Origin of the sequence: Agrobacterium vacciniicorymbosi (genome assembly GCF_040427045.1) — a bacterium.
Taxonomy (GTDB): domain Bacteria; phylum Pseudomonadota; class Alphaproteobacteria; order Rhizobiales; family Rhizobiaceae; genus Agrobacterium.
Window position 1 is genome coordinate 1 of the sequence record NZ_JBETMF010000021.1, and the last position, 14119, is coordinate 14119.

Annotated in this window: 17 protein-coding genes and 1 tRNA gene; 11 read left to right on the plus strand and 7 right to left on the minus strand. The window is 57.2% G+C overall.

What is annotated here, in order from left to right:
* The first annotated feature begins 225 nt into the window (after positions 1-225).
* On the plus strand, positions 226-822 hold the full coding sequence (locus tag ABUK73_RS22610; protein ID WP_353579226.1) for a hypothetical protein: 597 nt from the start codon (positions 226-228) through the stop codon (positions 820-822).
* Positions 823-966: 144 nt separating this feature from the next.
* Here ABUK73_RS22610 and ABUK73_RS22615 read toward each other — a convergent pair.
* A tRNA-Thr gene (locus ABUK73_RS22615) sits at positions 967-1042 on the minus strand.
* Positions 1043-1143: 101 nt separating this feature from the next.
* Positions 1144-1497 carry a nuclear transport factor 2 family protein gene (locus tag ABUK73_RS22620; RefSeq protein WP_113087822.1) on the minus strand — a complete coding sequence of 118 codons (354 nt, stop codon included), beginning with the start codon at positions 1495-1497 and terminating at the stop codon, positions 1144-1146.
* Positions 1498-1837: 340 nt separating this feature from the next.
* Between ABUK73_RS22620 and ABUK73_RS22625 the strand changes: the two genes are divergently transcribed.
* Positions 1838-2440: a J domain-containing protein gene (locus ABUK73_RS22625; protein WP_353579254.1), complete on the plus strand. Its 603-nt coding sequence runs from the start codon at positions 1838-1840 to the stop codon at positions 2438-2440.
* A gap of 10 nt (positions 2441-2450) precedes the next feature.
* Here the strand turns inward: ABUK73_RS22625 and ABUK73_RS22630 are convergent, their stop codons facing one another.
* The 4 genes from ABUK73_RS22630 to hemB all read right to left on the minus strand — a co-directional run bounded on the left by ABUK73_RS22630 (position 2451) and on the right by hemB (position 5512).
* Positions 2451-3017: a DUF922 domain-containing Zn-dependent protease gene (locus tag ABUK73_RS22630; protein ID WP_353579255.1), complete on the minus strand. Its 567-nt coding sequence runs from the start codon at positions 3015-3017 to the stop codon at positions 2451-2453.
* A gap of 57 nt (positions 3018-3074) precedes the next feature.
* Positions 3075-3839 carry an arginyltransferase gene (locus ABUK73_RS22635; protein WP_353579227.1) on the minus strand — a complete coding sequence of 255 codons (765 nt, stop codon included), beginning with the start codon at positions 3837-3839 and terminating at the stop codon, positions 3075-3077.
* 135 nt (positions 3840-3974) lie between these two features.
* Positions 3975-4433: an RDD family protein gene (locus tag ABUK73_RS22640; RefSeq protein WP_113087819.1), complete on the minus strand. Its 459-nt coding sequence runs from the start codon at positions 4431-4433 to the stop codon at positions 3975-3977.
* A gap of 65 nt (positions 4434-4498) precedes the next feature.
* Complete coding sequence (gene hemB / locus ABUK73_RS22645; RefSeq protein ID WP_353579228.1) at positions 4499-5512, minus strand: porphobilinogen synthase; 1014 nt, start codon at positions 5510-5512, stop codon at positions 4499-4501.
* Positions 5513-5819: 307 nt separating this feature from the next.
* On the opposite strand from hemB, the gene ABUK73_RS22650 reads away from it, so the two are divergent.
* From ABUK73_RS22650 to ABUK73_RS22680, 7 genes are all read left to right on the plus strand, one after another.
* Positions 5820-6257 carry a DUF6163 family protein gene (locus ABUK73_RS22650; RefSeq protein ID WP_162727769.1) on the plus strand — a complete coding sequence of 146 codons (438 nt, stop codon included), beginning with the start codon at positions 5820-5822 and terminating at the stop codon, positions 6255-6257.
* A 233-nt stretch (positions 6258-6490) separates the two neighbouring features.
* Positions 6491-7000 carry a transcriptional regulator LdtR gene (gene ldtR, locus ABUK73_RS22655; RefSeq protein ID WP_173645921.1) on the plus strand — a complete coding sequence of 170 codons (510 nt, stop codon included), beginning with the start codon at positions 6491-6493 and terminating at the stop codon, positions 6998-7000.
* A 311-nt stretch (positions 7001-7311) separates the two neighbouring features.
* Complete coding sequence (locus ABUK73_RS22660; RefSeq protein WP_113087816.1) at positions 7312-8643, plus strand: L,D-transpeptidase family protein; 1332 nt, start codon at positions 7312-7314, stop codon at positions 8641-8643.
* Positions 8644-8823: 180 nt separating this feature from the next.
* Complete coding sequence (glyA, locus tag ABUK73_RS22665) at positions 8824-10113, plus strand: serine hydroxymethyltransferase (RefSeq protein WP_353579229.1); 1290 nt, start codon at positions 8824-8826, stop codon at positions 10111-10113.
* Positions 10114-10126: 13 nt separating this feature from the next.
* Positions 10127-10606: a transcriptional regulator NrdR gene (gene nrdR / locus ABUK73_RS22670; RefSeq protein ID WP_077107058.1), complete on the plus strand. Its 480-nt coding sequence runs from the start codon at positions 10127-10129 to the stop codon at positions 10604-10606.
* A 2-nt stretch (positions 10607-10608) separates the two neighbouring features.
* Entirely contained in the window at positions 10609-11859 is a 1251-nt protein-coding gene (ribD, locus tag ABUK73_RS22675; protein ID WP_353579230.1) for a bifunctional diaminohydroxyphosphoribosylaminopyrimidine deaminase/5-amino-6-(5-phosphoribosylamino)uracil reductase RibD, read from the plus strand.
* Positions 11859-12476, plus strand: a complete 618-nt coding sequence (locus ABUK73_RS22680; protein WP_353579231.1) for a riboflavin synthase — start codon at positions 11859-11861, stop codon at positions 12474-12476. The genes ribD and ABUK73_RS22680 overlap by 1 nt, the downstream gene beginning before the upstream one ends.
* Here ABUK73_RS22680 and ABUK73_RS22685 read toward each other — a convergent pair.
* Positions 12442-12975 carry a GNAT family N-acetyltransferase gene (locus tag ABUK73_RS22685; RefSeq protein WP_353579232.1) on the minus strand — a complete coding sequence of 178 codons (534 nt, stop codon included), beginning with the start codon at positions 12973-12975 and terminating at the stop codon, positions 12442-12444. The genes ABUK73_RS22680 and ABUK73_RS22685 overlap by 35 nt on opposite strands.
* A gap of 186 nt (positions 12976-13161) precedes the next feature.
* On the opposite strand from ABUK73_RS22685, the gene ribH reads away from it, so the two are divergent.
* Together ribH and nusB are read left to right on the plus strand one after the other, a co-directional pair.
* The gene (gene ribH / locus ABUK73_RS22690) at positions 13162-13608 is read left to right on the plus strand and encodes a 6,7-dimethyl-8-ribityllumazine synthase (RefSeq protein ID WP_353579233.1); all 447 of its coding nucleotides are present in this window, start codon (positions 13162-13164) and stop codon (positions 13606-13608) included.
* Positions 13609-13612: 4 nt separating this feature from the next.
* Positions 13613-14110, plus strand: a complete 498-nt coding sequence (gene nusB, locus ABUK73_RS22695) for a transcription antitermination factor NusB (protein WP_113087812.1) — start codon at positions 13613-13615, stop codon at positions 14108-14110.
* Positions 14111-14119 lie beyond the last annotated feature (9 nt).

Below are 14119 nucleotides of genomic sequence, written 5' to 3' on the forward strand. Positions count from 1 at the left end.
CCACCCCCCCCCCATCTCATCAAAAAAAACAAAAACACCTACACCCCCCCCCCCCCCCCCCCCCCCCCCCCCCCCCTCTATTTATCCGCGCAACGTGGCAGACTACACGTGTGTGTCAAGGTCTGGGGAATATGGGGAAACGTTACGTGGATATTGTGGATATCTGACTGGTGTCTTCTTGGTGTCACGGAAGCGGATTTGCGTGCATCGGACAGGAGAACAGCTATGAACCTAACTCAACTCACCAGAAACGCGATTTTCGGTCAGGAAACCAAGGCGCGTATGCTCAAAGCTGGCACGACGATGAAAGGCGACAAGCTTTGGACCGATGAAGGGGACGAAGTGCTACGCTCAAACTATCCAGACCATCGCAAAATGCGAGTTGCACTGCCTCATCGAACCAAGGTCTCCGTATATCGTCGTTGTGCGAAACTCGCTATGAAGCGAGAGCGCCACGAATGGAAGGCATCGGAATTGAGCAAGCTTCGGCGGCTCTACCACCATAAGGCCACGCGCGTGGAGATCATGGCGGAGTTTCCAGATTTAACGTGGGCCTCTATCTCAACACGTGCCAGATATCATCGAATAAGCGGGACATACCGGCACAAGTACCTCAAGACCGGAAAGCCGGTGATGGACGCGATCCTGGGAAGGATTGAAGAAATAGGTTGGACCCTTCGAGACCTTGACGAAGCAAGCAAGTCGGGAAGGTATTTTCGAAATCAATGCTGGCGCAGGTGGAAGCCAAATATCAAGTTTGTCCAACGAGCGGTTCAAGCGCTGGACGGTGAATTGAAGGCTTCGTGGAAAGAATACAAATGAAGACTTCGACCACGTCGCATGTTGTAGTGCATGTCGCGTGGAGTAGCCGAGAGCCAACGGAAATGCCCGGAAACCAAGGTGATTGGAGCGCAACACGAAGCGACATGGATTAAGGGAAAAAATCACCTAAGTGATTGAAAATACTGGTGCCCCCGACAAGGTTCGAACTCGTGACCCCCTGATTACAAATCAGGTGCTCTACCAACTGAGCTACAAGGGCAATCCAGTGCGGGTGGAATTATCAGATTCTCTGGTCGTGTAAAGTGGAAATTTCATTTGGGGGCCGAAAAAATGGTGCGTTTTTGCGGGTGAGGGTCGCTGTCATTCCGTGAGGTAGTAGAGCTTGTGGACGATGGTCCAGTTTTTGTCGCGTTCCAGAAGCGAGAGATATTCGGAAAAACCCATGCCGGAGAAGCGGGTGGTGAGTTTTACGGAGGCGGTGTCGCCGGTTTTGTCTATGCCGAGGATTTCGAATTCGGAGTGTTGTTCCTGCAGGCCCTGATCGGCGGAGCGGAGTTGGTGGATAAAATCTTCCAGCGACAGCCATTCGGTTGCGCCTTCGTAATTGCCGACGATGCTGGCGCGGGGATCGAAGACATCCCGCAGCAATCCGGCATCGGCATACGTCATTGCCTGCACGTAATCTGAAACCGTCTGGCTTATCGTTTCCGACATTGTTGTTACCCTCCCTCCAGAAGTTATTTCTAAAGTACACCGGTTTCGGGCAATGCGCCATAACCCCTTGAAAGCAGCGCATAACCCGGCCTCGGTAGATCTTCCGGGCGCGCTTTCCACATATTTGTCGGCGGCGTTTTCGCGCCCGCCATGCGGTGGACAAATTTGCGGGCAATGGCGTATCGCGGTTGGTGAAAGCGAAGGGGCGAATGTCGTTTTGCGTTCAAAACCACAACAGAGGGGTGCCTTGGGCCGGGAAAATTTCGTATGATCCCGCTTGAGCCATCTCTGTCCCTTGCGGGCAAAGGCTGTTTTCGAGAATGCGAGTGCAGGTGTTTCGGTGATCGATCCTTATGTTTTGCTGGGTGTTGAGCGCGATGCCGATGAGGCAACGATCAAGTCTGCCTATCGCAAGGTGGCCAAGAGCGCCCATCCGGACAGCGGCGGAGATGCGGACCAGTTCGCCAGGCTGCAACTGGCCTATGATCTGCTGAAAGACCCGGTACGCCGCAAGGTTTTCGACGATACGGGCTATGACCCGCAACTGGCTGATGCCAAAGACCTCAAAGGCTTGCTGATGCTGGAAACGCTGGTCAACGAATTCATTCTGGATGAGCGCGAGCCCGGCAGCTTCGATCCCGTGGCGGCCATGCGTCGCAAGCTGACGGATGATATTCTCAAAAGCCGCTTTCATATTCTCGAACTGGAGCGCCACCGCGCCCGAGTGCGCAAGCATATGGATCGTCTTGGTCGCAAGCCGGAGACGGATGTGTTGGGCTCCATGCTGCGTGCCCGCAGCCAGTCCATTGCCGATGCCATTCGCAATGCCGAGACACAAATCGAGGTTATCGAGCAGGCCTATACGATGCTGGAAGGTTATTCCTACGAGCTGGAGGTCGCGATATTGGCCGAACCGGTGCTGAAGGGTGAGGCGGCGGAGTAATCCGTGCGCGTTACGGCCCGTTGACCAAGGCCAGAATGAGCTGGTGCACGGCACCGCCATTCGAAAGCTCGTCTTTGTCGAAATCCCGCCCGCGCTGGCGCTGTTCGTTGGAAAGCTCGCCCAGCCGCTGTTGTAGAACGGCGCGTACCTTCTGGCACTTAGGATCATCCTCCGCGCGCAAGCCGACGCTATAGGCTTCGATCTTCTTGACCATGTCGAGAATATGCTCGCCATGTACGCGCTCGTGCTTTTCAACGCCGGAAATGAAGCGCTGCCAGCTTGCTGAAACATCCGGCGGAAGTTTTGCCGGTGCTTTTGGCCATGTGTAGATGATGGTCAGGTTCGGGCGTGCAGTTGCCAGCACGCAGGCGCCGTCCGGCTGCGGGCGATAGTCGCGCCGCCATGTGAGTTTGAATGTCGTGTGAGCAACCGCCTGTACACCCGCCTGCGGACCGCGCTCGCCGATGGAGCGGTAGAGATCGATGCCGGAATTGCCTGTGATGGCGTAGGTCTTGACCTGCTCTGCGGGCGTCCAGCTGGTTTGGGCATAGGTGGAGGTTGCGAGCAGTGTGAGCAGGGCGCCTGCGGTGAGGACGATCTTAAATCTTGAAGGCACGCGTTTTCCTGCTCGTCGTCATGTCGTGGGAGCCGTTGGCTCGTAAAGTTCCCAACCGCGTGGCGTCAGATGCTCCTGCGGATGGTAGCGGGTCTTGTAGCCCATTTTCTCGGAGCCATCGACCCAGTAGCCAAGGTACACATGTGGCAGGCCAAGCGTGCGGGTGCGGGCAATGTGATCGAGAATGAGGAATGTACCGAGAGAGCGCTTTTCGAACTCCGGGTTGAAGAAGGAATAGACCATTGAAAGCCCGTCGCTCATCGTATCGGTCAGCGCCACGGCCACGAGTTCACCGCGCTTGCTGTCATCGATACCAGCACCCGGCTCGCGCTTGCGGTACTCGATGATGCGGGTGTTGACATGGGTGTCTTCCACCATGACCGCGTAATCCAGTGCTGACATATCCGACATGCCGCCAGATTGGTGGCGGTGGTCAAGATAACGGCGGAAGAGGGAGAACTGTTCGGTGGATGGTTCAGCCTGATGAACACTCGCGACCAAATCGCTGTTGTAGCCCAGCACGCGGCGCATGGATTTGGTGGGGATGAAACGTTCCGCCAGAATGCGCACGGAAACACAGGCGCGGCAGTTTTCGCAGGCTGGGCGGTAGGCGATATTCTGAGAGCGGCGAAAGCCGCCCTGGGTCAGAAGATCGTTCATTTCGGCAGCGCGTGGCCCGACGAGATGCGTGAATACCTTCCGCTCCAGCTGGCCGGGCAGGTAAGGGCAGGTGGCCGGTGCTGTCAGATAAAATTGCGGAGAAGGCGTCGCCTGCGTGTTCATCGAACCCTGATCGCTCCCTTCGCCAGTAAGCCTCAGTCAAGCCTCTGTATCAGAATGACAAAAAGCCGCAAAACGTCAACTGGCAGATGTGTGGTGCACATCAAATTGAAGCCGCCGAAACGGCTTTTTTGATGTTCAGGTTGTCCGGATCATGACTGTTCCCAGAAGAAAGTCATGGATGAGGCGCGAACGCTCCGTAAACAGGCCTGCCAGCAGGATCAGCGGCGTCAGAATGGAGTTCATGATCCAGAACAGCGCGATGTGCACGGTGGACAGCAGGAAATCGATTCGTCTTCCATCCGTGCGCGCCATGGCAATGCCCATGGCCCGCATTCCGGGCGTTGCCTGTGCGGAACTGCCCAGCGTCATGCCGAAATAAAGCACGGCGACGACGAAGAAGAGGACCGGATAAAGAAAGAAGCCGAGGCCGAGCGTGATGACACCGAGAAAGAATACGATCACGGCGGCGGGAATGCACAGCAGCAGCACGATCATGTAATCGATGATGAACGCAAACACGCGACGGCTCAGCACGCCGCTATAGGCGCGCCAGTCTTCGGTGGGGACATACGTGGTATTCGGGTCGAGGCTCATCGACGGTTTCTCCTATTCGGGAAATAATATGGTATCGAAACCGTGCAATGCAATGATCGCCCTGTTCAACCCTTGGCGAGTTTTTTGGCGGCCTCGATCGCGAAGTAGGTCAAGATGCCATCGCAGCCTGCGCGTTTGAAGCACAGCAGCGTTTCCATCATCACCCGTTCGCCGTCTATCCAGCCATTCATGGCGGCGGCCTTGATCTGGGTGTATTCGCCGGACACCTGATAGGCGAAGGTCGGAAGGCCGAATGCTTCCTTCAGGCGCCAACAGATATCGAGATAGGGCAGGCCGGGCTTGACCATCAGCATGTCTGCGCCTTCTTCCACGTCAAGCGCTGCATCGCGCATTGCTTCCATGCCGTTGGCGGGGTTGATGTAATAGCTGTTCTTGTCACCCTTCAGCAGGCCGCTGGTACAGATCGCCTCGCGGTAGGGGCCGTAAAAGCCGGAGGAAAACTTGGTGGCATAAGCCATGATGCCGACATTCTGGTGCCCGGCAGCGTCGAGCCCGCGACGAATGGCGCCGATGCGGCCATCCATCATCTCTGATGGTGAAATGATATCGGCACCTGCATTTGCCTGCATGATCGCGGCCTTGACGACCTGATCCACGGTCTCGTCGTTGACGATATCGTCGCCACGCAAAATGCCGTCATGGCCGTGGCTGGTGAAGGGGTCCAGCGCCACATCGGTGATGACGCCAATGTTGCCGACAGACCTTTTTATGGCGGCGGTGGCCTGATTGATGAGGTTGTTGGCCTCCAGCGACTGCGATCCTGTCTCGTCGCGCAGGTCCATTTCGATATTGGGGAAGGTCGCGATGGCGGGAATACCGAGATCAGCAGCCTCTTTCGCCGCCTCCACCAGCCGGTCCACACTCATGTGGTTCACGCCCGGCATGGCCGGAATAGGCTCGATGATATTGGTGCCAGGCACGATGAACACGGGCCAGATGAGGTCATCCACCGTCAACTGGTTCTCGCGCACCAAACGTCGCGTCCAGTCTGCCTTGCGATTTCTGCGCATGCGGCGGTGGCCGGTAATGTGATCCACCAAATGTGTCTTGTCGTTCATTTACATTTGCCTTTCCAAATGCTGCGTCACTCATACCGACGGTATGGGACGCCGCTGTTTGGACGTGGCCACTTCGCTCACCCTCATTCCCGCGCAGCGCAGAAGCGCCACGACTGGCTTCCTGTGAGAAGCACAGGAATAAGGGGTGCGGATGTGACTGCGCCCAAAAGTCGTTCCATCAAGAGTGGCCCATAACACAATGTAAGGCACATGCGAATGCGGCAGATCGTTGCGGGGCTTTGACAGTTGCGGTGCCGCAGAGCAATATCTGCTGGTCGCATCCCCAACAGGTCAGTATCTTTGCGCCATGGAACCTGATTCTCTGCCTCATCCCAAAATGCCGTTTGCGGAAATCCTCTACCTCACCTTCCTGAGGCTGGTCGCCTTATCGTGTTTCTGGTTCGGGCTGCAATATTGGGCGATGCTGACCGGCTACTCGCTGAACGGGCAGGCGCGCTTCGATATGCTCAACATGCCTTGGCGCGTGGCTGGCACCAGCCTTGCCGTCATTTTCCCCGTGGCAGCGCTTGGGCTGTGGCTCGGCGCCTCCTGGGGTGCTGTCATGTGGGTCATCGGTGCCGGAACCCAGATCGCCATGTATAAGGTCTGGCCGAATATCTACGGACACAACACCATGGTACCGGTCATGCACGGCATCGTATCAACCGTTTATATACTATTCCAGGTCGCTTTTTGGCTGGATGCGCGCCAAAACGATGAGCGCTCAAGAATTGATTTACCATAAAATTAAAGCAATTCAGCCCGATTTTTCCCCGATTTTTCCCCGTAAGTCATTGAAAAATATGATCCGATTGTGGCGCGATTTGGATTTGGTACAAGCTTCATCAAAAGCGGAACATGCAAGTAACCATTCATTAATCGTGCATTTTAAGTAGAATTTTATGCGCATTGCTTAGATTTCCTCTCAAGGCGGGAAACAAATCAAACACCGCCAAACAAAACAGTGAGGCAGTCATGATCAATAGCAAAGCAAAGCCACAGGCCATCGTTTCCGACGCTCAGGACGAAACCATCCGCTCTCTCTACATGGAATCGCTCCACCTGGTCGAGCGCCTCCACCGCCGCCTTCTCGATGTCATCAAGGACGAGTTCGACCGTCAGGGTCGCGATGATGTCAACGCAGTTCAGGCGCTTCTGCTTTTCAACATCGGTACTTCAGAACTGACCGCTGGCGAACTCCGCTCGCGTGGCTACTACCTCGGCTCCAACGTGTCCTACAACGTCAAGAAGCTGGTAGACCTCGGCTTCATCAACCACCAGCGCTCCCGCATCGACCGCCGCTCGGTTCGCATCAGCCTGACCGAAAAGGGCCAGGACATCGCAGAAACCGTAGCAGGCCTCTATGAGCGCCACATCGGCTCCATCGAAAAGGTCGGCGGCATCGGTACTGGCGAATTCGCGGAAATGAACAAGATGCTCCAGCGTCTGGACCGTTTCTGGAACGACAGCATCGCTTACCGCCTGTAATTGCCCGATATAATCAGCCTTCAAGCAAAGCCGGATGCCGCAAGCATCCGGCTTGTTGCATTTTTGTGCGGTGCAGCCTGAAAATCACACGCCGACACAGCTTCGTGAGATGCCTTCAGGTGACACGAATTGGCCATATTGGTATGGGACCGCCACAAGCTAGGAGCCGGCGGTTTCTCCTGTGTTCGCGTCATGCGTCATCCATAGTTCGCATCGAGTAAGTCCTGCCGGCAGGCGCGTCTATACGTGTTTGTTAACGATGTTGTTTTAGGCATTGTTTAAGATGCCTGATAAAGTGGCTGGTAGGTAAAATGACAAAGAAAATCGTCCCAGAAGTGATTTCACGGCGCGCGATGTTGCGGTCTGCCGTTTCCCTTGGTGCCGTGGCTCTCGCCGCGCCCGCATTTGCGCAGGATGCGTTCAACGATCTGATTGGATCGTCGCGTCGCGGTAACTGGGACGATCAGTTCGATGCCAACTCGTCGCGCGCCGCTGTTGGTGTTGCGTCCAACACGCCGGTTCTCAGCCCGGAATCGCCAGCCTTCGTTCAGCAGGCGATGATGCAGTATCAGCAGATCGTTTCCAACGGTGGCTGGCCGGATGTTCCGCCAAGCCAGCAGCGCCTCCAGATCGGCGTCAGCGATCCATCCGTGCAGGCCCTGCGCCAGCGTCTGATGATTTCAGGCGACCTGCCGCGTGAAGCAGGCATTTCCAGCGCATTCGATTCCTACGTCGATGGTGCCCTGAAGCGCTTCCAGGCGCGTCACGGTCTTCCGGCAGACGGCGTTATCGGCGAATTTACGCTGAAGGCGCTGAACGTTCCGGCGCAGGTTCGCCTCGGACAGCTTCAGACCAACCTCGTTCGTATCAACACCATGTCGGGCGATCTCGGTCCGCGCCATGTGATGGTGAACATTCCGGCGGCGTCGATTGAGGCTGTCGAGAACAATCGCGTTGTGCTGCGCAATACAGCCGTTGTCGGTCGCGACAGCCGCCCGACGCACATCATCAACTCCAAGATTTACGAGATCATTCTCAACCCTTATTGGACGGCTCCACGCTCGATCATCGAAAAGGACATTGTTCCTTTGATGCAGAAGGACCCGACCTATCTGGAGCGCAATAATATTCGCCTTCTGGATGGTCGCGGGCAGGAAGTGTCTCCGACGACGATCGACTGGAACGCACCTAAGGCTCCGAACCTGATGTTCCGTCAGGACCCGGGCAAGAACAACGCCATGTCCTCGACCAAGATCAACTTCCACAACCCGAACAACGAGTACATGCACGACACGCCGCAGCAGGGCCTGTTCAACAAGCTGATGCGTTTCGAATCGTCCGGCTGTGTTCGTGTGCAGAACGTGCGCGACCTGACATCGTGGATGCTGCGTGACACGCCCGGCTGGTCGCGTCAGGAAATCGAACGCGTCATCGCCACCCGCGTCAACACGCCGATCAAGCTGGCGCAGGAAATTCCGGTGTACTTCGTCTACATCACCGCGTGGTCCACACGCGATGGCGTGGTGCAGTTCCGCGACGATATCTACAGCAAGGATGGCAATGCCGAACTGGCGCTGAACACCACAAATACGCAGGAGCAGCCTTCCGGCTCCATTGATGACGATCTGTTGCCGCGCAACTGATCTGTCCCATCAGACATTCCAAAAGCCGCGTTTTCCCAAGCGCGGCTTTTTTGTTTGTGGCCTGAAGCGAATATTTATGCGGAAGGTCGCAGTTTGACGGGCAAATCTCGCTGGCTGTCTTGCTCTTGAAAGGGCAGGGCGTTAAGACGCCATCGCATTACTGTTTCAGGAGCTTTCATCATGACGAATACAGATGCCTTCTTCTCCAGTCCGCTCGCCGACGTCGATCCAGATATCTTTGGCGCGATCGAGAAGGAGCTCGGTCGTCAGCGCCACGAGATCGAACTGATCGCCTCGGAAAACATCGTTTCCCGCGCCGTGCTCGAAGCGCAGGGTTCGATCATGACCAACAAATATGCCGAGGGTTATCCAGGCAAGCGCTATTACGGCGGATGTCAGTTCGTTGACATTGCCGAAGAACTGGCAATCGAACGCGCCAAGAAGCTGTTCGGTGTCAACTTCGCCAACGTTCAGCCGAACTCCGGTTCGCAGATGAACCAGGCCGTATTCCTCGCACTGCTTCAGCCGGGCGATACGTTTATGGGCCTCGACCTGAACTCTGGTGGTCACTTGACGCACGGTTCGCCGGTCAACATGTCCGGCAAATGGTTCAACGTCGTGTCCTACGGCGTCCGTGAAGGCGACAACCTGCTGGATATGGATGAAGTCGAGCGCAAGGCCAAGGAAACCAAGCCGAAGCTCATTCTGGCTGGCGGCACGGCTTACTCCCGCATTTGGGACTGGAAGCGTTTCCGCGAGATTGCCGATGAAGTCGGCGCTTACCTGATGGTCGACATGGCGCACATCGCCGGTCTGGTCGCCGGTGGTCAGCATCCATCGCCATTCCCGCATTGCCACGTTGCCACCACCACCACGCACAAGTCGCTTCGCGGCCCGCGCGGCGGCATGATCCTGACCAACGACGAAGATCTGGCCAAGAAGTTCAACTCGGCTGTGTTCCCCGGCTTGCAGGGCGGCCCGCTGATGCACGTCATCGCCGCCAAGGCAGTTGCCTTCGGTGAAGCGTTGAAGCCTGAGTTCAAGGACTACGCCGCACAGGTCGTCAAGAACGCCAAGGTTCTGGCCGAAACGCTGGTCGATGGCGGTCTCGATGTCGTCTCCGGCGGCACCGACAACCACCTGATGCTGGTCGATCTTCGCAAGAAGAACGCCACCGGCAAGCGGGCGGAAGCAGCACTCGGTCGCGCCTACATCACCTGCAACAAGAACGGCATTCCGTTCGACCCTGAAAAGCCGTTCGTGACTTCGGGCGTGCGCCTCGGCACACCGGCTGGCACGACACGCGGTTTCAAGGAAGCGGAATTCCGCGAAATCGGCAAGCTCATCGTTGAGACGCTTGACGGTCTCAAGGCTGCCAATTCGGATGAAGGCAATGCCAGCGTCGAAGCTGCGGTTCGTGAAAAGGTCGTCGCACTGACAGACCGTTTCCCGATGTACCCGTACCTCTAAGGAAGGATCGCAGATGCGCTGCCCTTTTTGCGGCTCGGAAGATACGCAGGTCAAGGACTCGCGTCCGGCGGAGGATAACACCTCCATCCGCCGGCGGCGCATTTGCCCGGATTGCGGCGGTCGCTTCACGACCTATGAGCGCGTGCAGTTGCGCGAGCTGATGGTCATCAAGAAGAGCGGCCGCAAGCTGCCTTTCGACCGCGAAAAGCTGGTGCGGTCTTTCGAGATCGCACTGCGCAAGCGCCCGGTGGATCGTGATCGCATAGAGCGTGCGGTCTCCGGCATTGCGCGTCGTCTGGAAAGCTCCGGCGAGACAGAAATTCCATCGGAAGAAATCGGCCTGCAGGTGCTGGAAGCGCTGAAAAGCCTCGATGACGTGGCCTTCGTGCGCTACGCCTCGGTCTATCGCGACTTCAGCCATGCTGAAGATTTCGAAAACGTCATCGCCGAGATCAACGCCAAGATTGCGCGTGACACGGACGCCGGGAAGTAGTTATGACGACCCGTGCCGATGATGAACGGTTCATGGCACGGGCAATCGAGATTTCCCGCAGCCATACAGGTCTCACCGATACCAACCCCTCCGTCGGCTGCGTTCTCGTCAAACATGGGGAGATCATCGCCGAAGCCGTAACCGCCATTGGCGGTCGCCCACATGCGGAGCGTCAGGCGCTGGAAATCGCAGGCGATGCGGCGAGGGGATCGACCGCCTATGTCACCCTCGAACCATGCTCCCACTTCGGCAAAACGCCACCCTGCGCCAATGCGCTGGTGGATTTCGGCGTGGCGCGCGTGGTCGTCGCCGTGGATGACCCGGATGAACGCGTTTCCGGGCGCGGTTACCAGATTTTGCGTGATGCGGGCATCGAAGTCGAGACTGGTTTGATGCGTGCTGAGGGCGAGCGTGTCCTGGCCGGGTATCTCACGCGAAAGGTGAAGAACCGCCCGCATGTGATTTTGAAACTTGCTGTTTCCGCCGATGGCATGATCGGTCGCGTTGGGGAAGGGCAGGTGGCGATCACCGGGCCGGATTCGCGTCAGGCAGTGCATGAATTGCGGGCGCGGTGTGATGCTATTCTGGTTGGGATTGGAACGGCGATTGCGGATGATCCGGAATTGACGGTGCGGATTGCCGGGCTGGAGCATCGTTCGCCGGTGCGGATTGTGCTGGATCGGCGGTTGGAGTTGCCGTTGGGGTCGAAGCTGGTGCGGACGGCTGGGGATGTGAAGACGGTGGTGGCTGTGGTTGGGGCTAAGACCCCCTCTGCCCTGCCGGGCATCTCCCCCACGAGGGGGGAGACAGACCAGCCGCAAGCGTTTCAGACTATCTCAGCCCTCGTATCCCAGCCTGCAACGACAAATACTGAGCAGGGCATCGCTCCGGGTTTCTCCCCCCTTGTGGGGGAGATGGCCGGCAGGCCAGAGGGGGTCTTTGCCCACAAACGCCAACAACTCGAATCCTCAGGCGTCGAAGTCCTCACCATCCCAACCCTCCAATCCCTCCTCACCATTCTCGCCAACCGCGGGATGTCGGAACTTCTCGTCGAAGGTGGCGCCCACATCGCAAAATCTTTCCTAGACGCTGGTCTCGTAGATCGTATCCTATTGTTTGAAAGCCCCATTATCATCGGCGCGGGCGGTCTTGAAACCCCGCTCAACCGCGCCGATATCCCACACGACTTTACTTTTGTCGGCGAGACCGCTTACGGGCCGGATCGCTGCTTTGAATTTGAAAGGCCGCTTTGATGTTTACCGGAATTGTTACCGATGTTGGAACCGTGTCTGAGCTGGAGACGCTGCCGGAAGGCGTGCGTTTGCGCGTTGCGACCAATTACGATCCCAAGACCATCGATATCGGCGCATCGATTTCCCATGGCGGCGTGTGCCTGACAGTGACGAAGCTGCCCGAGACGGGAAGCAACGAGCGCTGGTTCGAGGTCGAGGCATGGGAAGAGGCGCTTCGCCTGACCACGATTGCAAGCTGGACCAAGGACACCCGCGTCAATCTCGAACGCGCGCTGAAAATCGGTGACGAACTCGGCGGTCATATCGTCTCTGGTCATGTGGATGACAAGGCCGAGATATTGTCGATCGAACCGGAGGGGGAGGCGGTGCGCATTCGCCTGCGTGCGCCCGAGCATCTGGCGAAGTTCGTCGCGCCAAAGGGCTCCATCGCGCTTGATGGCACGTCGCTTACGGTCAACGCCGTTAACGGCACGGATTTCGACGTCCTTCTCATCCGTCACACGCTCTCCGTCACCACATGGGGTGACCGGCAGGCGGGCGATTTTGTGAATTTCGAAGTCGATACGATGGCGCGTTATGCCGCTAGACTTGCGGAGTTTCCGTCCGCGAAAGAATGACGATTTCGCCATTGTAGTTCGTGCGGGCGGTCTCGACAAAACCAAGCTTGCCGGCCAGCTTCAGTGAGGGGCCGTTTTCAGGGTGGATGATGGCAGTCATGGCCATCTCGGGAAACGTGTTCTCGGCCCATTCGACCAATGCGGTGAGCGCCTCAAAAGCATAACCCTTGCCGTGGCTGTCTGGAGACAGCAGCCAGCCGGTTTCCAGCGTACCTTCGATTGAGGGTGTGATGTTTCGGCGGACTTCGTGGAAGCCCGCTTCGCCGATCAGTTTGCCGCTTTCTTTCTCTTCAATGATGAGAAAGCCGAAGCCGAGGTGGTGCCAGTGACCCGCAGCGCGCAGGAGCCTCGCCCAGGTCTGCTCACGGGTGGACGGCGCGCTGCCGATGTAGCGCACCACGTCTGGATCAGCCCAGAGCGCGACATAGTCTGCGAAGTCATCCATGTGGTGCGGCCTCAAAAGAAGGCGCGATGTTTCGATTGTCGGGATGGTGACCAACCTGAACTCCTGGGGTTATTTCCCGAATCTAATCAGATTCTTGTTGCGATCAAACCATGGAATTTTACGGTGCTGTGCGGTTCCTCGAACCTGCCATGCGCGAAAAATGCTTGCTAAAGCACGCCAGCCATGGTTTGACCGCGCCAAAAGCCGGGATGATCCGGCGCAGCTTTTCAGGAAATCCCCATGTCCAAGCCTCACCTTCTCATCGTGGAAGCACGTTTTTATGACGATATGGCCGATGCTCTTCTCGATGGCGCGAAATTTGCGCTCGATGAAACGGGCGCCACCTATGACATCATCACCGTTCCGGGCGCGCTGGAAATTCCACCTGCCATCGCCATGGCGCTGGATGGTGCGGATAATGACGGCACGGAATATGATGGCTTTGTCGCACTCGGCATGGTCATCCGTGGCGAAACCTACCATTTCGATATCGTTTCCAACGAATCCTCGCGTGCGCTGATGGACCTCGCCGTCAGTGAATCGCTGGCCATCGGCAACGGCATCATGACTGTCGAAAACGAAGATCAGGCCTGGGCACGCGTTCGCCGCTCCGACAAGGACAAGGGCGGCTTTGCAGCCCGTGCAGCGCTGACCATGATCGAACTGAAGAAAAAACTGGGTGGCTAAGAGCATGACCAACACCGAAAATGGTTCCGAGCCTCGCCAGCCGTCCACGAAGCCTGTTAACCAGCGCGGCGCTGCGCGTCTTGCTGCCGTGCAGGCGCTGTACCAGATGGATGTTGGCGGCACCGGTGTGATGGAAGTCGTCGCCGAATATGAGGCACATCGGCTTGGTCAGGAAGTAGACGGCGAGACCTATCTGAAGGCTGATCCGTCGTGGTTCCGTTCCATCGTCGCTGGCGTCGTGCGCGACCAGACCAAGATCGACCCGCTGGTGCGCTCTGCCCTTCAGGAAGACTGGCCGCTGTCGCGTCTGGACACCACCGTTCGTGCAATCCTGCGCGCAGGAACCTTCGAAGTTCTGGAGCGCAAGGATGTTCCGGTGGCTGTGATCGTCACAGAATATGTTGAAATCGCCCGCGCGTTTTTCGAACATGACGAGCCGAAACTGGTCAATGCGGTGTTAGACCGCATTGCCAAGCAGGTGCGCGGCGAGGCAAAGCGCTAAGAAACATTC